General features: G+C 75.0%; 21 protein-coding genes and 1 pseudogene. 7 read left to right on the top strand and 15 right to left on the bottom strand.

Annotated elements, in window-relative coordinates; genetic code table 11:
• From PH189_RS14900 to smc, 3 genes and pseudogenes are all read right to left on the bottom strand, one after another.
• Positions 1–490: pseudogene (locus PH189_RS14900) on the bottom strand (hypothetical protein); the annotation flags it as partial.
• A 267-nt stretch (positions 491–757) separates the two neighbouring features.
• Positions 758–1357, bottom strand: a complete 600-nt coding sequence (locus PH189_RS14895) for a hypothetical protein (RefSeq protein ID WP_274189576.1) — start codon at positions 1355–1357, stop codon at positions 758–760.
• Between the two features lie 139 nt (positions 1358–1496).
• Complete coding sequence (gene smc / locus PH189_RS14890; protein WP_274189575.1) at positions 1497–5219, bottom strand: chromosome segregation protein SMC; 3723 nt, start codon at positions 5217–5219, stop codon at positions 1497–1499.
• A 134-nt stretch (positions 5220–5353) separates the two neighbouring features.
• On the opposite strand from smc, the gene PH189_RS14885 reads away from it, so the two are divergent.
• Together PH189_RS14885 and PH189_RS14880 are read left to right on the top strand one after the other, a co-directional pair.
• Complete coding sequence (locus tag PH189_RS14885) at positions 5354–5803, top strand: SRPBCC family protein (protein ID WP_274189574.1); 450 nt, start codon at positions 5354–5356, stop codon at positions 5801–5803.
• A gap of 93 nt (positions 5804–5896) precedes the next feature.
• Entirely contained in the window at positions 5897–6109 is a 213-nt protein-coding gene (locus PH189_RS14880; RefSeq protein WP_274189573.1) for a hypothetical protein, read from the top strand.
• Position 6110: 1 nt separating this feature from the next.
• Here the strand turns inward: PH189_RS14880 and PH189_RS14875 are convergent, their stop codons facing one another.
• Positions 6111–6653, bottom strand: a complete 543-nt coding sequence (locus PH189_RS14875) for a response regulator transcription factor (RefSeq protein WP_274189572.1) — start codon at positions 6651–6653, stop codon at positions 6111–6113.
• Positions 6654–6829: 176 nt separating this feature from the next.
• On the opposite strand from PH189_RS14875, the gene PH189_RS14870 reads away from it, so the two are divergent.
• Complete coding sequence (locus tag PH189_RS14870) at positions 6830–7321, top strand: DUF1059 domain-containing protein (protein ID WP_274189571.1); 492 nt, start codon at positions 6830–6832, stop codon at positions 7319–7321.
• A gap of 15 nt (positions 7322–7336) precedes the next feature.
• Here PH189_RS14870 and mutM read toward each other — a convergent pair whose 3' ends face one another.
• The 6 genes from mutM to coaD all read right to left on the bottom strand — a co-directional run bounded on the left by mutM (position 7337) and on the right by coaD (position 11071).
• Positions 7337–8200 (bottom strand): bifunctional DNA-formamidopyrimidine glycosylase/DNA-(apurinic or apyrimidinic site) lyase, encoded by an 864-nt coding sequence (gene mutM, locus PH189_RS14865; protein ID WP_274189570.1) that lies wholly within the window; start codon positions 8198–8200, stop codon positions 7337–7339.
• Positions 8193–8924, bottom strand: a complete 732-nt coding sequence (rnc, locus tag PH189_RS14860; protein ID WP_274189569.1) for a ribonuclease III — start codon at positions 8922–8924, stop codon at positions 8193–8195. Before rnc ends, mutM begins: the two co-directional genes overlap by 8 nt.
• Before the next feature lie 23 nt (positions 8925–8947).
• A complete protein-coding gene (rpmF, locus tag PH189_RS14855; protein WP_274189568.1) occupies positions 8948–9130 on the bottom strand; it encodes a 50S ribosomal protein L32 in 183 nt (60 codons plus the stop codon).
• Between the two features lie 16 nt (positions 9131–9146).
• The gene (locus tag PH189_RS14850) at positions 9147–9737 is read right to left on the bottom strand and encodes a YceD family protein (RefSeq protein ID WP_274189567.1); all 591 of its coding nucleotides are present in this window, start codon (positions 9735–9737) and stop codon (positions 9147–9149) included.
• Between the two features lie 28 nt (positions 9738–9765).
• Positions 9766–10527, bottom strand: coding sequence for an ATP synthase F0 subunit B (locus tag PH189_RS14845; RefSeq protein ID WP_274189566.1), 762 nt, complete (start codon positions 10525–10527; stop codon positions 9766–9768).
• Between the two features lie 70 nt (positions 10528–10597).
• Positions 10598–11071, bottom strand: a complete 474-nt coding sequence (coaD, locus tag PH189_RS14840) for a pantetheine-phosphate adenylyltransferase (RefSeq protein ID WP_274189565.1) — start codon at positions 11069–11071, stop codon at positions 10598–10600.
• Between the two features lie 37 nt (positions 11072–11108).
• Here coaD and PH189_RS14835 point away from each other — a divergent pair, with 37 nt between their 5' ends.
• From PH189_RS14835 to PH189_RS14825, 3 genes are all read left to right on the top strand, one after another.
• Complete coding sequence (locus tag PH189_RS14835; RefSeq protein ID WP_274189564.1) at positions 11109–11765, top strand: GNAT family N-acetyltransferase; 657 nt, start codon at positions 11109–11111, stop codon at positions 11763–11765.
• Between the two features lie 266 nt (positions 11766–12031).
• On the top strand, positions 12032–12793 hold the full coding sequence (locus tag PH189_RS14830) for a hypothetical protein (RefSeq protein WP_274189563.1): 762 nt from the start codon (positions 12032–12034) through the stop codon (positions 12791–12793).
• Positions 12790–13002: a hypothetical protein gene (locus PH189_RS14825; protein ID WP_274189562.1), complete on the top strand. Its 213-nt coding sequence runs from the start codon at positions 12790–12792 to the stop codon at positions 13000–13002. Before PH189_RS14830 ends, PH189_RS14825 begins: the two co-directional genes overlap by 4 nt.
• Before the next feature lie 75 nt (positions 13003–13077).
• Here the strand turns inward: PH189_RS14825 and PH189_RS14820 are convergent, their stop codons facing one another.
• The 4 genes from PH189_RS14820 to PH189_RS14805 form a co-directional block, all read right to left on the bottom strand.
• Complete coding sequence (locus PH189_RS14820) at positions 13078–13773, bottom strand: hypothetical protein (protein ID WP_274189561.1); 696 nt, start codon at positions 13771–13773, stop codon at positions 13078–13080.
• A gap of 306 nt (positions 13774–14079) precedes the next feature.
• Complete coding sequence (locus PH189_RS14815) at positions 14080–14427, bottom strand: hypothetical protein (protein WP_274189560.1); 348 nt, start codon at positions 14425–14427, stop codon at positions 14080–14082.
• A complete protein-coding gene (gene rsmD, locus PH189_RS14810) occupies positions 14424–14969 on the bottom strand; it encodes a 16S rRNA (guanine(966)-N(2))-methyltransferase RsmD (RefSeq protein WP_274189559.1) in 546 nt (181 codons plus the stop codon). Before rsmD ends, PH189_RS14815 begins: the two co-directional genes overlap by 4 nt.
• Entirely contained in the window at positions 14966–18343 is a 3378-nt protein-coding gene (locus PH189_RS14805; RefSeq protein ID WP_274189558.1) for a pyruvate carboxylase, read from the bottom strand. The genes rsmD and PH189_RS14805 overlap by 4 nt, the downstream gene beginning before the upstream one ends.
• 129 nt (positions 18344–18472) lie before the next feature.
• On the opposite strand from PH189_RS14805, the gene PH189_RS14800 reads away from it, so the two are divergent.
• The gene (locus PH189_RS14800; RefSeq protein ID WP_274189557.1) at positions 18473–19219 is read left to right on the top strand and encodes a hypothetical protein; all 747 of its coding nucleotides are present in this window, start codon (positions 18473–18475) and stop codon (positions 19217–19219) included.
• 200 nt (positions 19220–19419) lie between these two features.
• Here PH189_RS14800 and PH189_RS14795 read toward each other — a convergent pair whose 3' ends face one another.
• Positions 19420–20346 (bottom strand): alpha/beta fold hydrolase, encoded by a 927-nt coding sequence (locus tag PH189_RS14795; protein ID WP_274189556.1) that lies wholly within the window; start codon positions 20344–20346, stop codon positions 19420–19422.
• Positions 20347–20486: the final 140 nt, after the last annotated feature.

Below are 20486 nucleotides of genomic sequence, written 5' to 3'. Positions count from 1 at the left end.
CGGCGACCTCGGGCTCGGCGACCTCGGGCTCGGCGACCTCGGGCTCGGCGACCTCCGGGGGCGCGGTGGCCTGGGGGCCGGCGGTGTCGAGGCGCTCCGCGGGTTCCGGCGTCGGCTCGGGGGTCGGCTCGGGGGTCGGCTCGGGCGTCGGCTCGGGCGTCGGCTCGGGCGTCGGTTCGGGGCGGGGCGGGGCGAGGGTGGAGGTGCCGCCGCCCGCGCTGAAGTTGAAGCCGCCGCCGGCCTGGTAGGTGCCCTTGCTCGGCTTGGCGGCCTCCTCCTCCTGCTCGGCGAGGGAGACCCGCCGGCGACGGCGCAGGTAGAGGCCGATGCCCAGGACGATGAGCAGGAGCACGACCACGGCCGCGGCCACGATCGCGGCGAGCACGCCCGGCGGCAGGGTCCCGGTCCCGGCTGCGAGCACCGCGTGCGACACCGGGTCGAACGAGGTCGGGTCGGGCGGGGAGGTCAGCGGCGAGCTCCGGAACGACACGACGGTCAGTCTCCCAGCCGGGCGTGGTGACGGCGCGCCGCCGGGTCACCCGGGTCCGACGTCGGCCTCGCCGCGGGCGAGGGTCGTCGCCCTCACGGAGGGCGCTTCGGAAACCGAAGCATCTCGAGCACGGGATCAGCAGACCGCCTGCCCGGCCGGCCACGGCCCTCCCGGGCGCGGCAGGTCGTTCCCCGGCCCCGAGAACGCTTCGGAAACCGAAGCACCTCGAGCACGGGACCAGCCCGGCCGCGATTCCCCGCGGAGCGGTCAGGCGACGAGCAGGACCAGCGCGGCGACGAGCAGCGCGACCACCGCCAGGCTCCCGAGGGCGAGCAACGCCGCGCACACCGGGAGGCCGGCGGTGCGCTGGCGGGCCGGCCCGAGCGAGCCCGTGAGCCGCGGCAGCGCGGGCGCGCGGTAGAACACCTCGACGGTGTGGCCGGCGGCCACCGGCACGGCGTCGGCGACGTGACCCCAGCCGCGGCGCCCTCCCTCGACCTCGATCTCCACGAGGTGGCGGCCCGCCGGCAGGTCGATCGGGGTGCGGCCCCAGGCAAACCGCCAGGGCAGGCCGTCGACGCTCACCGCGACCTTGCGGGCACCGAGGTGCGGGCTCAGGCGGCAGTACGAACTGTCGATCACCAGGCGACCGCTGGGCTCCGGCGACGGCTCCGGCGACGGTGCGGGGACGACCGTCCGCAGGCGCACGAGCGGACCGGACGGGACGCCGGACCCGACACGGGCGTGCCGGCCGGTGGCGGGCCCGGCTGCAACGCGCCCCGGGACGGGCGAGAGCGCCGGGGCGCCGGCGTGGGCGGCGTGGGCGGCGTGGGCGGCGTGGGTCGGACCGTGTCGCACCGCCGTCATGTCCGCCCCCCGTCGTCAGCCCTCTGACCTGCACGGTAGAGGCGCCCCGCGCCCGCGGGGAGCCCACGGGAGCGTCGTCCCGCTCGCCCGAACCGGGCGACTTCGACTACGGAGTGCGACCCAGAGGCACGGAACGTGGTCAGGTCGGGGTGGGGGTCTCCGCGAACGGGCCGGGAGCGTCGGCCCCGCGCAGGCGCTGCGAGATGACCGCGGTGATGCCGTCGCCGCGCATGCTCACGCCGTACAGGGCGTCGGCGATCTCCATCGTCGGCTTCTGGTGCGTGATGATCACGAGCTGGGAGCTGCGGCGCAGCTCGGCGAGCAGGCCGATGAGCCGGCGGAGGTTGGCGTCGTCGAGCGCGGCCTCGACCTCGTCGAGGACGTAGAACGGTGAGGGCCGGGCCCGGAAGATCGCGACGAGCATCGCGACCGCCGTCAGGGACTTCTCCCCGCCCGAGAGCAGCGAGAGCCGCTTGACCTTCTTGCCGGGCGGGCGGGCCTCGACCTCGACGCCGGTGGCCAGCAGGTCGTCGGGGTCGGTGAGCACGAGGCGGCCGTCGCCACCCGGGAACAGCACCGGGAACACGGCCTCGAACTCGCGGGCGACGTCGGCGAATGCGCCCGCGAAGACGTCGAGGATCGTGGCGTCGACCTGCGACACCACGTCGAGGAGGTCGCGGCGGCTGTTCTTGACGTCCTCCAGCTGCGTCGACAGGAAGCGGTAGCGCTCCTCGAGCGCCGCGTACTCCTCCAGCGCGAGCGGGTTGACCTTCCCGAGCGTGCTCAGCTCCTTCTCCGCACGGGTGGCCCGGCGCTGCTGCGTGGCGCGGTCGAAGGGCTCGGACGGCGGCATGACGACCTGCTCGCCGCGCTCGCGGGCCGCCTCGACCTCGGCCACCTCGCCCGCGGGCGGCGGGATCGGCACGTCCGGGCCGTACTCGCCGACCAGGTCGTCGAGCCCGATGCCGAAGCGCTCGCCGATCCCGGACTCCATCTGCTGCAGCCGGGTGCGCTGCTCGGCGCGCACCACCTCGTCGCGGTGCACCGCGTTCGTGAGACGTTCGAGGCCCGCCTGGAGCTCCCGCTGACGCTCGCGGGCGGTCTCCAGCTCGCCGGCCCGCGCCGTGCGCACCGACGCCGCGGCGTCGCGGGCCGCCGCCGCACGGGCCAGCGAGCCCTCGAGCCGCTCCAGGGCGTCGCGCCCGTGCCGCACCGCCTCCTCGGTGAGCGACGCGGCCCGGGCCCGTTCGCGGGCCCGCTCCTGCGCCCGCGCGCGCTGCTCGCGCTCCCCCGCCGCGCGGCGGCGCAGACCCTCGGCGCGCCCGGTGACCGCACGCAGCCGCTCCTCGGCGGTGCGCAGGGCGAGCCGGGCGTCGACCTCGGCGGACCGGGCCGCCGTCAGGGCGGCGGACGCCGCGTCGCGCTCCGCGGCGTGGTCCTCGGCGTCGGCACCGGCCGCGTCGTCGGCGGCCTCGTCCTGGGCCATCGCCAGGCGCTCGGTGAGCTCGTCGAGCTCGGCGCGGCGCTCGTCGCGGGCGCTCTCGACGGCCGCCTGGCGCTCGGTGAGGCGCTGGGCCTCGGCCTCCGCGCCGCGCACGGTCTCGGTGAGCCGGCCCAGGCGGCGGGCGGCCTCGGCACGGGCGGCGTCGTCGGCGGCGCGGCGGGCGTCGGCGGCCTGACGGGCCTCGGTGTCGGCGCGACGACGGTCGTCGCGGACCTGACGGGCGACGCCGACCTCGGCGCGCGCCGCCGACTCGGCCTCCTTGGCGGCCTCGAGCCCGGCGTCGACCTCGCGGATCCGGCGGTCGGCGGCGGCGAGCCGGTCGCCGGCCTCGTCCGCGGCCGCCTGCATCTCCAGCAGGCTCTGGTTGCCCGACGGGCCGCCCTCCGCCCAGCCGGCGCCGAGGAGGTCGCCGGCGCGCGTCACCGCCCTCAGGTGGGGGTGGTCGCGGACGACCAGCCGGGCGGCCGCGAGGTCGTCGACGACCACGGTGCCGGCGAGGACGCGGGCGACGGCGCCGGCGAGGTCGTCGGGCGCGCGGACGAGGTCGGCGGCCCATCGGGCACCGGCGGGCGGATCCCCCGGGGACGCCTCGGCCGCCCCTCCCCCGGCGACCAGCAGCCCCGCGCGCCCGCCCTCCGCGGCGTGCAGCTCGGCCAGCGCGTCGGCGGCGGCGTCGGTGCCCGTCACCGCCACCGCGTCCGCGGCCGGACCGAGCGCGGCGGTGACCGCGTCCTCGTGGCCATGCGTCACCCGCAGCAGCGCGGCCACCGACCCGAGGACCCCGGGCACGCGGTCGGACGCACCGAGCAGCGCGCCGGCACCGTCGCGCCGCGTGAGACCGAGCGCGAGGGCGTCGGTGCGGGCCTGCCAGTGCGCGCGGTCGCGCTCGGCGTCGCGGTGGGCCGCGCCGGCGCGGTCGACCTCGGCCCGCGCCGCCTCGTGGCGCTCGACGGCGGCGTCGAGCGCGGCCTCGGGGTCGGGGGCGTCCGGGTCCTCGACAGCCGCGGCGGGGTCGTCGTCGTCCCGAGGCGTCGCCGCCGGACCGGTCTCCTCCCCGGCCGAGGCGAGCTCCTCGCGGGCGGTCCCGGCGCGCTCGTGGGCCTCGGTGAGCGACGCCGCGATCTGCGTGAGCTCCTCGGTGGACGAGGCCAGGCGCCCGCGGAGCGTCTCGACCTGCCCGGCCAGGCGCGCCACGCCCTCGCGGCGGTCGGCGGCGGCGCGGGTGGCCGCGGCGAGGCGGCGCTCGGCGGTGGTGAGCGCGTCCTCGGCGGTCTCGCGCTGCTCCGCGTGCCCCTCGAGGACGGCGCGGGCCTCGGCGACCTCCTCGTCGAGCGTCGCCTCGTGCCCCGCGGCCTCGTCGGCCTGGCGCTCGAGCTCGTCGGGGTCCGGGCCGGTGGGCGCGTCCTGCGCCGTCGCGACGTGACGGTGACGCTCGGCGGCGAGCGCGACGGTGCCGCGCAGCCGCTCCTGCAGCGCCGAGAGCCGGTACCAGCCCTCCTGCGCACGGGTGTGCGCCGGCGTCGCGGCGTCGACCGCGGCCTCGAGCGCCGCGACCCGCTCGCCCACCTCGGCCAGCGCGCGCTCGGTCTCGTCGCGGCGGGCCCGGGCGGCGTCCTCGTCGGCCTGCTCGCGTTCGATCTGGCCGCGCAGGGTCACCAGATCGTCGGCGGCCAGGCGTAGGCGCGCGTCGCGCAGGTCGGCCTGGATGGTCTGGGCGCGCCGGGCGATCTCGGCCTGGCGGCCCAGCGGCTTGAGCTGGCGGCGCAGCTCGGTGGTGAGGTCGGACAGGCGCGTGAGGTTCGCCTGCATCGCCTCGAGCTTGCGGAGCGCCTTCTCCTTGCGCTTGCGGTGCTTGAGGACGCCCGCGGCCTCCTCGATGAACGCGCGCCGCTCCTCGGGACGCGACTGCAGGATCGCGTCGAGCTGTCCCTGGCCGACGAGCACGTGCAGCTCGCGCCCGATGCCGGAGTCCGAGAGGAGCTCCTGGACGTCGAGCAGGCGGCAGCTGCTGCCGTTGATCTCGTACTCACCGGCGCCGGAGCGGAACACGCGCCGGGTGATCGACACCTCGGAGTACTCGATCGGCAGCGCCCCGTCGGCGTTGTCGATGGTCAGCGTGACCTCGGCGCGGCCCAGCGGGGCGCGCCCCGACGTGCCGGCGAAGATGACGTCCTCCATCTTTCCGCCGCGCAGCGCCTTGGCGCCCTGCTCGCCGAGCACCCAGCTGATCGCGTCGACCACGTTGGACTTGCCCGAACCGTTTGGCCCGACCACGCACGTGATGCCCGGCTCGAAGCGCAGCGTCGTCGAGGACGCGAAGGACTTGAAGCCCTTGAGCGTCAGGCTCTTCAGGTGCACGCGGACGTCCCTCCCCCGCCGGTGTCCCGGGACGCTACCCGCGCGCCCCGACAGGGGGACGGCCCGCCCGAAACCCCGACGTCGGTGCGGTCACCCGCCGTTTACGGGCGAGGACCATCGGTGACCCGACAGGCATGGCAACCGCAACGCACTACCTCGAGATCAACGCCCCGGCTGCCCAGTGCTACCAGTGGTGGCGTCCGCTGACCAACCTGCCGCAGATCATGGACGACGTGAAGTCGGTCGACCCCAAGGACGGCTCGGCGGACGTGACGCACTGGGTCGTCGACGGCCCGCTCGGCAAGACGATCGAGTGGGACGCCAAGATCATCGACGAGGAGACCGACCGCAAGATCGCCTGGAAGTCGCTCGAGGAGAGCAACAACCACGTCGAGACCGGCGGCGCGGTCCGTTTCGACCCGCACGGCGACTCCACCGGCGTCGAGGTCAGCCTCCACGTGGAGACCCCCGGCGGCGCCGCGGGCGACGCCGCGGCGAAGCTCTTCGCCGACCCGCAGAAGAAGATCGAGAAGGCGCTCGAGGAGTTCAAGCAGCTCATGGAGCGTTCCTCGCAGAACGTCTGAGCCTCCCGCTCCGTCGTCCGGGCCCCGCGTCGCGATGCGATGCGGGGCCCGACGCGTCTCCGCCGGAGGTCTGCGGGAGCTACGCTCGACGATGTGACCGAGCCGGGATACACCGAGGACGGCGTCCCCACGTTCGAGCACGTCCGCGAGACGATCGAGCGCCGCTCGACCACGGCCGCGGGCTACGAGGAGCTGGTCTCCGAGAGCCCCGAGGGGCAGGCGCGGGCCGAGCGCGAAGCCGACCACGAGAGCGCCGCCCGCGACAAGCTCGACGAGATCCGCCGCTCGCTGCGCGGCGACGGCTGACTCAGCGACTCGCCTCCTCCAGCAGGAGCGCGGCCGACGTGCGGTCGTGCACGCCGAGCGCCGCGTAGGCGTTCTCGAGGTGCTTGCTGACCGTCCGGCGGCTGATGCCGAGGTCGTGCGCGATCGCGACGTCGGTGGCACCCCGGGCCACGAGGGCGACCACGAGCTGCTCGCGAGCGGTCAGCCGACGGGGCGGGGTCCCGTGCGCCGCCCGCCACAGCGCCTCACCCAGATGCGGTCGGACGAGGCCGAGCAGGGCGAGGTCGCGGTCGGTGAACGCGCGGTCCGTGCGACGGAGCGCCACGCGGGCATCGGCCCCGGCCCGCCCGACGGCGATGACCACCTCGTAGCCACCTCGGGTCTCGACGCTGCCGGGTGGCCACCACAGCCGGCACCCACCGAACCCGGTCGCCGCCAGGCTCTCGGCCCCGACCAGCAGCGCGAGCCGGGGCCACACCACCCGGTCGAGCTCGCCGGCGGTACGGACCGCGGCGGCACCCGCGGCGAGGTCGAGGGCCGTGCCCAGGAGGCGCGAGGGGGTCATGACCATGCTCCCGGAGGGCGGGTCACCGAGTGTCGACCCACGCGCCCGTCTCCACCAGGTCTGCGCGACGACATGTCCCTCGAACGGCCTACGGAATTCTCCGTATCGATGACGGCGTCGTGACACCACTTCACTGTTCCTGCCGCCGTTCGTGTCCAGCCGAGGGAGAACCCGTCATGCCGCGCAAGATGCTCGATTGCCGCGAGATGCCCAGCGAGAGCGGATGCTCGCTCACCCTGACCGGCGAGGCGGACGAGGTCCTCGAGGCCGGCGCCGCCCACGCCGTCGCCGTGCACGGCCACACCGACGGCGAGGAGCTGCGCTCCGGGCTCCGCAGTGCCCTGCGCGATGCACCGCAGGCCACCGGACCGGGTGCCTTCGTGCAGCTCATCGAGTTCCAGACCCAGCAGTACGACCAGATGGACGCCCTCATCGACGGCTGGAAGGCCGAGATCGGCGCCGACCGGACCGCGGAGTGGATGGTCATGGGCCGCGACCGCGACCGCGAGGGCACCTACATGGAGGTCGTCGAGTTCCCCAGCGCGGAGGCCGCCCAGCGCAACTCCGACAGCCCGGCGACCACCGCCTTCGCCGGCAAGATGATGGCCCTCTGCGACGGTCCGGTGACCTTCCACAACCTCGAGGTCGTGCGCGCGGAGACCCCCTGAGCGGAGACCCCCTGATCAGGGGTGACGGCGCCGTGGGCGCGGCTGGCAGGTCGGGCACCAGTACGACGACCGGTTCATGAACGGCGCCCGTGCCACCGGCGTGCCGCAGCGGGGGCACGGGCGGTCGGCCTGGCCGTAGACGGCCAGCGCGCGGTCGAAGTAGCCGGCATCGCCGTGCACGTCGACGTAGAGGGCGTCGAACGACGTGCCGCCGGCGGCGAGCGCCTCGTCCATCACCTCGCGGGCCGCCGTCAGCACGCGCCGGCCCTCGGGGCGCGTCAGCGTCGCGGTGGGGCGCTCGTAGTGCAGTTTCGCGCGCCAGAGCGACTCGTCGGCGTAGATGTTGCCGATCCCCGACACCAGCGTCTGGTCCAACAGCGCGCGCTTGAGGCCGGTGCGGCGGCGGCGCAGGCCCCCGACCGCCGCCTCGGCGTCGAACGCCGGGTCCATCGGGTCACGCCCGATGTGGGCCACGGGTACCGGCAGGTCCTCGGGGCCCGTGACGTCGGTGACGGTGAGCCCGCCGAAGGTCCGCTGGTCGACGAAGCGCAGCTCGGGACCCTCGTCGTCGAAGCGCACCCGGATGCGCAGATGCAACTCATCGGGACGCTCAGCCGGCTGGACCAGCATCTGGCCGCTCATCCCGAGATGCGCGAGCAGCGCCGCCTCGGCGTCACCGAGCTCGATCCACAGGTACTTGCCACGCCGACGCACTGCGTTCAACCGACGGCCCTTCAGCCGGTCGATCAGCTCCGCCGCGCCGCCGGCCTGGCGGCGCACCGAGCGGGGATTGAAGACCTCCACGTCGCTCACCCGCCGACCGGTCAGGTGGTCGGCGAGACCCCGCCGGACGACCTCGACCTCGGGCAGCTCAGGCACCGCTGGAGGGCTCGCTCCCGCCTTCGAGGTGCTGATAGGCCGTGCGTGCGGCCTTCTGCTCGGCGTCCTTCTTCGTCCGCCCGATCCCGCTGCCCAGCTCCTCGCCCGCGACGACGACCGTCGCGGTGAACTCCTTGAGGTGGTCGGGACCCTCGTCGGTCATCCGGTACTCGGGCACGCCGAGGTCCCGGGCCGCGGTGAGCTCCTGGAGGCTGGTCTTCCAGTCGAGGCCGGCGCCCAGCAGCGGCGCGGTGCGCAGCAGCTCGCCGAACAGGCGCTCGACGAGCGTGCGCGAGGTCTCGATGCCGTGCTGGAGGTGCACCGCGCCGAGCACGGCCTCGACGGCGTCACCGAGGATGCTCGGCTTGTCGCGGCCGCCGGTGAGCTCCTCGCCGCGACCCAGGTACAGACGGTCGCCGAGGCCCAGCTCGCGCGCCACGCCGGCGAGCGCGTGCATGTTGACGACGCTGGCGCGCAGCTTCGCGAGCTGCCCCTCGGGCAGATCGGGGTGCTCGCGGTAGAGCCGCTCGGTGACGATGATGCCGAGCACGGCGTCACCCAGGAACTCGAGGCGCTCGTTGGTGGGCAGCCCGCCGTGCTCGTACGCGTACGAGCGGTGGGTCAGGGCGAGCTCGACCAGCTCGGGGCTGAGATCGACCTGCAGGACCTCACCGAGCGTCGACCCGTCGGGCTCGACCTGGGTGTCCACCGGCTCCGCGCTCATCGCCGTCACCGCGTTCGCGGCCCTCAGGCCGGGGTGACGGCCCGGCGACCGGCGTACTGGCCGCAGTTCGGGCACGCGACGTGCGGCGGCTTCGGCTTCGCGCACGCCTTGTTCTGGCACGCCACCAGCTGCGGCACGGACGCCTTCCACTGCGAGCGGCGGGCGTGGGTGTTCGCGCGGGACATCCGGCGCTTCGGGACGGCCACGGTGGTCAGCTCTCCTCTAGTTCTCGGTACTACGGCCGGCGCCGCCGTACTTCTCCTGCAGCGCGGCCCAGCGAGGATCGATCCTCTCACGAGCCTCTCCGGCCGGGACGAAGGCCCACGCCTCGGGGTCCGACGACTCGACGCCGGGGCAGTCCTCGCGGCAGAGCGGGGTCACCGGCAGCTCGAGCAGGACCGCGTCGCGGACCGCCGGCTCGAGGTCGATGCGCTCGTCGACGATCCGGCTGACCTCGTCGGAGTCGGCCGTGTCGTCGGTGACCGAGTCCGGGTAGGCGTAGAGCTCGGTGAGGTCGACGTCGACGTGGTCGGTGAACGACTCGAGGCACCGCGAGCACTCGCCGACGACGTCGGCCTGCACCGTCCCGGAGGCGAGCACGCCCTCCATCACCGACTCCAGGCGCAGGTCGAGGTGGATCGGCTCGCCCACGGGCACGCCGATCATCTCGAGGCCGAACCCCTCGGGCGCCGCGACGTCCCGGCGCAGCGGCTTCATCTGGCCGGGCCGGCGCAGGAGCTCGCGCGCGACGTCGACGACCCACGGGCTCGCGGCGTCGACGGTGGATTCGGGGTGCTTCTTCTCGCCTGTCATCTCGACGGACGAGTCTACGCGAGGGCCCTCAGGCGCCCAGTCGCTCGCTCCACCGGAAGCGTCGGCCCTCGCGGGGCTCGTCGCGCACCTCGGGCTCGTCCTCCTCGCGGCCGCGGGACGGGCCGGTTCCGGCCGAGCCGGCGGGGGCGCTCATGCGTAGCTGGTGGCGGTGCCGCCCGACGGTGTCGAGCACCGACTCGAGGGTCTCGGAGAAGTCGGCGAGCGTGCCGTCGACGTAGTGGTCGCACTCGGAGCGACGGCGGTCGGCCTCGTCGGTGGCCGCGTCGACGAGGCGCTCGGCCTCGACGTGGGCGGCGCGGGTGACCTCGTGGGCGTCGACGAGGCGCGCCTGCTCGGTGCGGCCCTCGGCCACCGAGCGCTCGTAGTTCTGGCGGCCGGCCTCGCTCATGCGCTCGGCCTCGGCCTCGGCGCGCTCGGTCAGCTCGGCGTACTCGCGACGCCCCCGCGCGACGGTGCGCTCGGCCTCGTGCTCGGCCTCGGCGATCATCTGCTGGGCCTGCTCGCGCGCCTCGGCCAGCATCCGGTCGGCCTCGGTGCGGGCGTCGGCCCGGACCGTCTCGGCCTCCTCGGTCGCCTCCGCGACGATCTTGTCGCGGTGATCGAGGACGTCCTGCGCGTCGTCGAGCTCGCCGGGGATGGCCTCACGGACGTCGTCGAGCAGCTCGAGCACGTCGCCGCGGGGCACCACGCAGCTGGTGGTCATGGGCAGCCCGCGCGCCTCCTCGCAGAGGGTCACGAGCTCGTCGAGAGCTTCGAACACGCGGTACACGTGGTGGAGTCTGCCGCCACGGGGCCCGGCGGCCCGGAATTCGGCCTCCTGCCCGGCGTGTCGTCGCGGCTCAGCCCAGGCGCTCGAGCAGGCGGCGGTGCACCTCGGGGTGCAGGAACGCGCTGATGTCGCCGCCCCCGCGCGCGACCTCCTTCACCAGCGAGCTGGAGACGAAGGAGTGGGCGGGGTCGGTGATGAGGAAGACCGAGTCGACGCCGGTGAGGTGACGGTTCATCTGCGCCATCGGCTCCTCGAACCCGAGGTCGGTGGCCGATCGCAGCCCCTTGACCATCGTCGCGGCGCCGATGCTGCGGCAGTAGTCGACGACGAGCCCCTCGAACGCGTCGGTGCGCACGTTGTCCAGGCCGTCCAGGGCCGTGGCCAGCAGATCCCGCCGCTCGTCGACGCTGAACAGGCCCTTCTTCGCGGGGTTGATCGCCACGGCCACGACGACCTCGTCGAACAGCGCGGCCGCGCGCGTCACCACGTCGGCGTGCCCGAGCGTGACGGGGTCGAACGAGCCGGGGCAGACCGCGATCGCCATGGGTGCGGATCATGGCAGAACGGGCAGGATCGGGTGCGTGGACGACGAGATGCTCCGCGCGGACCTGGCGGCGGTGTACCCGCAGTTCGGCCTGCGGCTGGCGCACGCGGGCCTCGTGCTCGTCCCGCCCACCGACGTCGAGCTCTTCGAGCTGGCCGCGATCATCGGCGAGCCGGGCGGGGTGGTCGACGACGGCGAGGAGCACTTCCTCACCTGGCCCACCGGTGACGCGGACGCCGTCGACCGCTTCCTGCGCTTCCACTGGTCGCTGCGGGTGCGCCCGTCGGCCGCGGGCTGGCTGCTGCCGTTCGCCGTGGTGTCGGGCGGGCGCGCGGTCGGCGTCGTCGGGCTCGGCGCGCCGCGGTGGCCGGGCGACCGAGTGGTCGACACCCGGGCGTGGATCGCGCGCTCGGACCAGGGCCACGGGCTCGGGCGGCGCTGCCGGGCGATGCTGCTCGAGCTCGCCTTCGCGCACCTGGGCGCCACCCGGGCCGTGACGGCCGCGAGCCGGGACAACGCGGCGTCGCGTGCGGTCTCGAAGCGGCTGGGCTACCGCGAGACCGGGGAGATCCGCGCGGCCGACGGCGTCCTCGAGGTGCACGCCTCGCTCACCCCGGCGGCGTGGCGACGCCGGCGCCTGTCCGACGTGGACGTCGACGGTGCCGACGCGTTCCTCGCGGCGCTGGCGCCGTAGCGCGAGCAGAAGGGCTCGAGCAGAAGGGCTCGAGCACGAGGGTTGGACCGGTCCGACCAGCATCGCGCCGCGCCCGGCGGGCGCGCGGCGGCCGACCGGGGCCGTTTCCCCGCAGGTCATCGACGAGCACCCTCCTCCCACACCGAGGAGGAGGGTCCATGACCGCAGGAGGATCTCCGCGCCGCGAGCGGCGGACATCGAAGCCGGCATCGTCCGGAGGCTCCACGTCGGGAGGTTCCACGTCGGAAGGTTCCGACTCGGGAGGCGTGGCCGAGGAGCGCCCCGAACCCGGCACCACCCGTCGGGGTGGCCGGACGTCCCGCAGCGACGAGGGGGCGTCCCGGCCGGACGTCTACCTCGACGTGCCGAAGCTCGAGGTGGACCACATCGGCCTCGAGGTGGAGAACCTCCGGGCGCGGGTGTCCCTGCAGGCCGAGGTGCTCGACCTGCTCAAGCTCAACGTCGGCGTCGACGTCGAGCTGGGCCGCGTCGCGCTGGAGATCGACGGCGTCTCGGCGGAGGCGACGCTCAAGGTCCGCCTCGACGAGGTCGCGGGGATCATCGACCGCGTCCTGACCACGATCGACCGGAACCCGCAGATCCTCGAGACCGTGGCGCGGGCCGCCGGAGACGCCGTGCAGGAGGTCGGCTCGGGCGTCGGCGAGGCGACGAGCCAGGTCGGGCGCGCGGCCGGCGATGCCGTCGGTGAGGTCGCGGGGCAGGCCGGGGACGCCGTCGGCCAGCTGGCGGGCGAGGTCGGCGAGGCCGCCGGCGAGCTCACCGACCGCGCCGGGGAGGCCGTGGGCGACGCGACCCAGGTCGGCGGACAGGCGGTCGGCGCCGTCACCGGCGCCGCCGAGAGCGTGACCGGCGGGTCTTCGGACGAGGACGGCGACAGCACGGGTGACTCCTCCGGCTCCTCCGGCTCGTCCGACGGGGCCGAGCACGGGGCGGGCGGGGGTGGCGGGCGTTCCCGCCGCCGGTCGTCGACGACGCGTGCGCGTCCCGCACGCCGGGCGACGTCGTGAGCGAGGACCGCGAGCCGGACGTGGAGTTCCGCGCCCGGGTCCGGGCCCGTCGTCTGCGGTTCGAGGCCGTTCCCGAGGTCCGCATCGACGCCTCGGCATCGGGGAGCGACCGGGTCGGACTCCCGGACCGGGTCGAACGGCACGTGACCTACGAGGACGTGGACATCGACCACGCGATCCTGTCCTGGCTCGAGCCGCCCGCCGAGTAGCCACCGCCGAGGAGCCATCCGTCGAGTGACAGCCCGGGCGGCCGGTGCGAGGACCGGCCGCCCGGGCGGAATCCGTCAGCTCCCCGACTCGGTCGTCCGTCGCCGGCGCGTGCCCGCGGACCGCCCGCTCTCCCCCGCCTCGGGGCGGCTCGGCGCCCGCGGCTTCCGCGGCCGTGCCGGGGCCGACTCCGGCGAGCCGGAACCCGACCCCCGCCGACGCCGGGGCGTCGCCGGGGACGTCGCGTCCGCGGGCCCGTCGCCGGCGTCCTCGGCGTCCTCGTCCTCGTCCTCGACGTCCTCGTCCTCGACGTCCTCGTCCACCGCGTCCTCGTCCACCGCGTCCTCGTCGACGACGTCCTCGTCGACGACGTCCTCGTCCTCGACGTCCTCGACCTCGTCGTCGCCGACCTCGGCGGTGTCCTCGGCCGAGTCCTCGACCGTGTCCTCGACCGTGTCGTCGTCCGTGTCCTCGTCCTCGTCCTCGGCCGCGTCCTCCACCGCGTCCTCGTCGAGCTCGTCCTCGGCCTCCGCGGGCGCGTCGTCGCCGGCGTCGTCCCCGGCGTCGGCATCAGCGTCCTCGACCAGATCCTCGTCCGCGTCGTCCAGGTCGACGACGCCCTCCTCGTCGGGCTCGTCGAGCTCGTCGTCGACGTCGGCGAACTCGTCGGCGTCCTCGGCGGGCTCGTCGGTGGTGATGTCGATCCGGACGGTCCGGCCGCCGATGACGAGGGTCCCGTGCAGGTCGATCGATTCGATGAGCGCATCGGTCATGGGTGTGGTGGTCCTTCCCGGGGTGCCAGTGCGCGGGTCGAGGGGTCGGCCCGTCGCCTGGAGACGCCGGTGTCCCCGGGCGGGAGGTGCGCGATGCGGGCTCGGCGGCCTTCGGGCCGAAGTGACTCCGGGCGGTGCAGCCGGTACGCCCCACCACCGCGAGGCGGTGCGCCGACGATCGCGTCCCCGTTGGGCCGAGGTGTGCCTGCCATCGACGAGCAGCCGGGAGCAGGCCGGGGACCGAGGGGCACCTCGACGGCGTGCGACGCCGCGGAGGGCGCCCTCGCGGCGCGCGGCGCGGCCCGCTCAGGTCGTGAACGCCCGGATCGTGACGTCGGTGCCGACGGCCGTGGCCGTCCGGTAGACCACCGCGCCGTCGGGGTTGGCGATCCGCTGCTGGGCGCCGAGCGCCGACACGCCCGAGGCCTGCAGCCAGGGCGCCACGGCCGCCACCGGGAGCCGCACGGTGAGCGTGACGAGCGTGTCGATCCCGCCCTGCGACTCCAGCCGCACCACCGTCCCCCCCGCCGGGAGCGGGGCGAGGGCGGCGAAGCGCAGCGCCTGCCCGAGATCCGGAGCGGGGGGCGCCGCGCGTCCGGGCGTGACCGTGCACCCCGCCAGCAGCGCGAGCAGGACCGCCAGGAGGAGCTTCACCGGCTGGTGGCGACGTGCAGCGTCGTCTCGCCGTAGACCCGTGGCTCCTCGGGCTCGAGGCCCTCGGGCCAGGTCGGGGCCGGCGACCGCCCGTCGCGCTCGACCACCACCACCGTGTCGGTGCGCGTCCAGCGCGGCAGGAGGGCGACGACCTGGTCCACGGAGTCGCCGGTGTCGGTGTAGGGCGGGTCGACGAAGACGAGGTCCACCGGTCCCGGGGTCCGCTTCAGATACGCGAGCACCGCGCTGCGGCGCACGAGCGCGCCCCGCACCCCGGCGACACCCACGTTGCTGGTGATCACCGCGCAGGCGCGGGGGTCACGCTCGACGAGAACCGCGGTGGACGCCCCGCGCGAGAGCGCCTCGATCCCCAGCGCGCCGGAGCCCGCGAAGAGGTCGAGGACCTCGGCGTCCTCGAGGGCCCCGCGCGCCTCGAGCATCGAGAACAGGGCCTCGCGCACCCGGTCGGACGTCGGACGCGTGCCGGTCGGCGGGACGGCGATCCGCCGCCCGCCCGCCACGCCGCCGATCAGGCGCGTCACGCGAGGACCACCACGAGGTCACCGCCCTCGACCTGCTGGACCGACCCGATGGCCACGCGCTCGACGGTGCCGCCCTTCTGCGCGGTGATCGACGCCTCCATCTTCATGGCCTCGATGGTCGCCACGGTGGCGCCGGCGGCGACCTCGTCGCCCTCCGAGACCTGCAGCGTCACGACCCCGGCGAACGGTGCGGCGACGTGGCCCGGCTCGTTCTTGTCCGCCTTCTCGACCGCCTTGACGTCGGTGGCCACCGAGCGGTCGCGCACCTGCACGGGCCGCAGCTGCCCGTTGAGCGACATCAGCACCGTGCGCATCGCGCGCTCGTCGGGCTCACTGATCGCCTCCAGCTCGATGAGCAGCTGGACGCCCGTGTCGATGTCGACGGCGTACTCGAGCTCGGGCTCCAGGCCGTAGAAGAACTCCTGGCTGCGCAGCACCGAGGTGTCGCCGTAGGCGGTGCGGTGCTCCCGGAACTCCTTGGTCGGGCCGGGGAAGAGCAGCTCGTTGAGCGTGGCCGCCCGGTCGGACTCGAGACCCTTGCGGTCGTCGTCGGTGAGCTCGGCGAGGCCGGGACGCTCGGCGCGCCCTTCGAGCGCCTTGCTGCGCAGCGGCTCGGGCCAGCCGCCGGGCGGGTCGCCGAGCTCGCCGCGCAGGAAGCCGATGACCGAGTCGGGGATGTCGAACTTCGTGGGGTCGGCCTCGAAGGCCGCCGGGTCGACGCCGGCGCCGACGAAGTGCAGCGCGAGATCGCCCACGACCTTGGACGACGGTGTCACCTTCACGAGGTGCCCGAGCATCCGGTCGGCGGCGGCGTAGGCGTCCTCGATCTGCTCGAACCGGTCGCCCAGCCCGAGGGCGACGGCCTGCTGGCGCAGGTTCGACAGCTGCCCGCCGGGGATCTCGTGGTGGTAGACGCGCCCGGTCGGGCTGGCGAGACCCGCCTCGAAGGGCTTGTAGACCTTGCGCACGACCTCCCAGTAGGGCTCGAGCGCGTTGACGGCGTCGAGGGACAGGCCGGTCTCGCGCTCGGAGTGGTCGGTCGCGGCGACCAGCGCCGAGAGCGACGGCTGCGAGGTCGTCCCGGCCATCGACGCGACGGCGCCGTCGACGGCGTCGACCCCGGCGTCGATCGCCGCGGTGAGCGTCGCGAGCTGGCCGCCCGCGGTGTCGTGGGTGTGCAGGTGCACCGGCAGGTCGAAGCGCTCGCGCAGCGCGGTGACGAGCCGGCGCGCGGCCGGCGGGCGCAGCAGCCCGGCCATGTCCTTGATGGCCAGCACGTGCGCGCCGGCCTCGACGATCTGCTCGGCCAGACCGAGGTAGTAGTCCAGCGTGTAGAGCTTCTCGCCGGGGTTCATGAGGTCGCCCGTGTAGCAGAGGGCGACCTCGGCGACGGCTCCGCCGGACTGGCGCACCGCGTCGATCGCCGGCCGCATCTGGCTGATGTCGTTGAGCGCGTCGAAGATCCGGAAGATGTCGATGCCGGTGCGGGCGGCCTCGGCGACGAAGGCGTCGGTGACCTCGGTCGGGTAGGGCGTGTAGCCGACGGTGTTGCGCCCGCGCAGCAGCATCTGCAGGCAGAGGTTCGGGACCGCCTCGCGCAGGCGGCCCAGGCGCTCCCACGGGTCCTCGGCGAGGAAGCGCAGTGCGACGTCGTAGGTCGCGCCGCCCCAGCACTCCAGCGACAGCAGCTCCGGGGTGGTGCGCGCGACGTGCGGGGCGACCTCGAGCAGGTCGCGGGTGCGCACGCGGGTCGCGAGCAGCGACTGGTGGGCGTCGCGGAAGGTCGTGTCGGTGACCCCGACTCCTGTCTCGGCGCGCAGCCAGGCGGCGAAACCCTCCGGGCCGAGCTCGCCCAGGCGCTGCTTGGACCCGTCGGGCGGCGCCACGTCCAGGTCCACCACCGGCAGCTTCTCGCGCGGGTCGGCGAGGTTCGGCTTGTCGCCGTTGGGCTTGTTGACGGTGACGTCGGCGAGGTAGCTCATCAGGCGAGTCCCGCGGTCGGCGGGCGCACGCGCGGAGAGCAGGTGCGGGTGCTCGGCGATGAACGACGTCGTCACCCGGCCCTCGCGGAAGTCCGGCTCGTCGAGCAGGGCCATGAGGAACGGGATGTTGGTCGAGACGCCGCGGACCCGGAACTCGGCCAGGGCGCGGCGGGCCCGGCGCACCGCGGTGGTGAAGTCGCGGCCGCGGCAGGTGACCTTGACCAGCAACGAGTCGAAGTGGGCGCTGATCTGAGCGCCGGCGTAGGCCGTGCCGCCGTCGAGCCGCACGCCCGACCCCGAGGCCGAGCGGTAGGCCGAGATCATCCCGATGTCGGGACGGAACTCGTTGGACGGGTCCTCGGTGGTGATCCGGCACTGCAGCGCGAAGCCGTGAAGGGCGACCGAGTCCTGCGAGAGGCCCAGGTCCTCCAGGGTCTCCCCCGACGCGATGCGCATCTGGCACGCCACGAGGTCGACGTCGGCGACCTCCTCGGTGACCGTGTGCTCCACCTGGATGCGGGGGTTCATCTCGATGAAGTGGTGGTTGCCGTCGCCGTCGAGCAGGAACTCGACGGTGCCGGCGTTGACGTAGCCGATCTGCTCGGCGAACTTCACGGCGTCCGCGCAGATCGCCTCGCGGGTCTCGGCCGACAGGTGCGGGGCCGGCGCGATCTCGACGACCTTCTGGTGCCGGCGCTGCACCGAGCAGTCGCGCTCGAACAGGTGCATGACGTGCCCGGCGCCGTCGGCGAGGATCTGCACCTCGATGTGCCGCGGGTCGATCACGGCCTGCTCGAGGATCACCGTCGCGTCGCCGAAGGCGCTCGACGCCTCGTTCATGGCCGCCTGCAGCGACTCCCGGAGCGCCGCGGGCTCCTTCACCAGGCGCATCCCGCGCCCGCCGCCGCCGGCGACGGCCTTGACGAAGATCGGGTAGGTCATCTCCTCGGCCGCGGCGAGGAGCGTGTCCATGTCGTCGGAGGGGTCGGTCGAGTCGAGGACCGGGACGCCGGCCTCGCGGGCCGCGGAGACGGCCTTGTGCTTGTTGCCGGCCATCGCCAGCACCCGCGGGGGCGGCCCGATGAACGTGATGCCGGCCTGCTCGCAGGCGGTGGCGAGCCCCGGGTTCTCGGACATGAAGCCGTAGCCGGGGTAGATCGCGTCCGCCCCGGAGCGGCGAGCCGCGTCGATGACCGCCTCGACCGAGAGGTAGGCGCGGACGGGGTGGCCGACCTCGCCGATCTGGTAGGCCTCGTCGGCCTTGAGCCGGTGCTCGGAGTTGCGGTCCTCCTGCGGGAAGACGGCCACCGTGGCGGCGCCGAGCTCGTAGGCGGCACGGAACGCCCGGATCGCGATCTCGCCGCGATTCGCCACGAGGACCTTGCGGAACATCGAACCCCCACACTCGGGCGACCGGGACGGCGCAGGTTACCGCGCTGATCGTCGGTGTCGGGAGCGTCGCGGACACGACGGACGTTGTCGGTGTGCGGTATCAAGGAGGAGAGTCCCGAGGAGGACACCGTGGACCGACAGAAGCGCTCGGCGGCCCCCTGGCTGTTCGGCCTGGCCGCGCTGCTCGCGCTGCTCTCGCCCGTGATCTTCCTGGCCGTCTGGGTCGCCGCCGGCGACCTCGAGGGCATCGGTGTCGCCCTGCTCGCCGGGGTGGCCGACCTCGTCCTCGCGGCGATCGCCGCGATCACGGCGACCGTCCTCGCCGTCCGCCGGGGCGTCACCCGCGTGCGCACGGTCGTCCACGGCCACCCCCAGGGCCGGGTGGGCCGCATGGCGGAGCACGACGCGGCGCGGTGGCACCTCGCGCGTCGACGCTTCGGGGAACTGCAGGCCGAGTACGCCGCGTTCGAGGCCGACCGGCGTGCCGTGGCCGCCCGCCCGGCGCTCGCCGACGTCACGGTGCCGGCCACCGCCCGCTTCATCCAGGCCCTGGGCGACGCCGAGTTCCTGGCCACCGAGACCGAGCCCGCCCCGCCCCGTCGTGCCGAGTTCACCGCCGCCGTCGACCGCGCCACCGCGGCGTGGGAGGACGCCCAGCGCGTCGCGGAGGGTCTCGCCGAGGCCCGGTGGGCCGGGTACCCCGGCGATGCGGGGCCGGCCGGCCCGTCCGGCCCGTCCGGCCGCGAGACCCGCGCCGTCGATCCGGCGCCCCCGCGGGTCGCCCCTCCCGGATCCGAGTACACCCAGGCCGCCGACGCCGTGCGCCGCGCCGCCGCCCGCGGGGCCCGCGACCTGCGCGACCGCCTGCGCGCCTGACCTCCCCGCGGCGAACGACCGGGCGGCTCGCCCGTCGCGGAGAGCCGGACGGCAGAGGCTCGCCAGAACGATCTCTCGACAGTGACGCCAGGGTTCTCCCGCGCGCACAGCGCTGGTGACACTCCCGGAAGATCGTTCTGGCGAGCTCCGGCGCGGCCCCACTGAGCGAACGAGGGGTTCGCGCGCGAGCTCCCCGTCGATCAGCCGGCGGCGCGGACCGCGTCAGCGAACGCGGCCGGCCTCTCGACGAGCACGTAGTGCCCGGCGTCCGGGACGACCACGACCCGGCGATCCGGGCGCAGCGCCGTCACCGTGTCCGCCGCCAGGTCGGGCGCCCCGCCGGCGACCACGAGCACCGGCATCGCCAAAGGGCGCGGGTGGGCGCGCTGGGCGACGGCATCGCGGTCGAGCGCCCGGTACCGGCCCATCGCCGCGTCGAGGCGGCCGGGCGGGGCGTAGGCGGCGGCCGCCTCGTCCAGCGGGAAGGCCGGCGAGCCGGTGAACCCGCCCAGGAACTCCCGCACCCGGCCCCGCTGCGCCGCCTCGACCGTCCCGGGCGGCGCGTCGCCGAAGGACCGCAGGTGCGGCGGCCCGCGCTCGGCGAGCCCGAAGCCCGGCACCCCGCCGCCCGAGAGCACCAGCGAGGCCACCTGCTCCGGGTGGGCGCGCGCCCACGCCACGGCCGTCATGGCGCCCAGGTCGTGGCCCACGACCGTGGCGGGCGGGAGGTCCAGGGCGACGGCGAGGTCCGCGAGGTCCGCGGCGAGGTCGGCCGTGGCGTAGGCGTCGGTGCCCGGCGGGGCGAACCCCGAGCACCCGGCCCCGCGCAGGTCGGGGACCACGACGCGATGGTCGGCGGCCAGGTCGGTCGCGACCGCCCGCCACGTCGCCGCGGTCTCCGGGAAGCCGTGCAGCAGCACAGCGGCCGGGGCGCCGACCGGGCCGGCGACCGTCACGTGCAGGGAGATCCCGGCGACGTCCCGGGTGAGCACGTTCCCGCCGTCGACCGCCGGAGCGCAGGGGTCGGGCGCCGCGTCCGAGCGCGCGGGCGTACAGCCCACGACCAGGAGCATCAACGCCGCGACGACCGTTCGGCGCAGGCCGAGCGGAGGGAGGTGCGGGGCCACGACGTCGAGGATGACCGGTCGACCCGGGAAACCGACCGATCACCCCGGGATCGGGGTTTGCCAGACGGTTGACCGGGCATCCGACGTGCGCAGACTTGGTGAGTGGGAGCTGGGGAGCCTCCGCACACCGCATGGTCCGG

Source organism: Actinomycetospora chibensis (genome assembly GCF_028737215.1).
Classification (GTDB): domain Bacteria; phylum Actinomycetota; class Actinomycetes; order Mycobacteriales; family Pseudonocardiaceae; genus Actinomycetospora; species Actinomycetospora chibensis.
The sequence above is the reverse complement of the archived record's forward strand: the minus strand, read 5'-3'. Positions and strand labels throughout refer to the sequence as shown.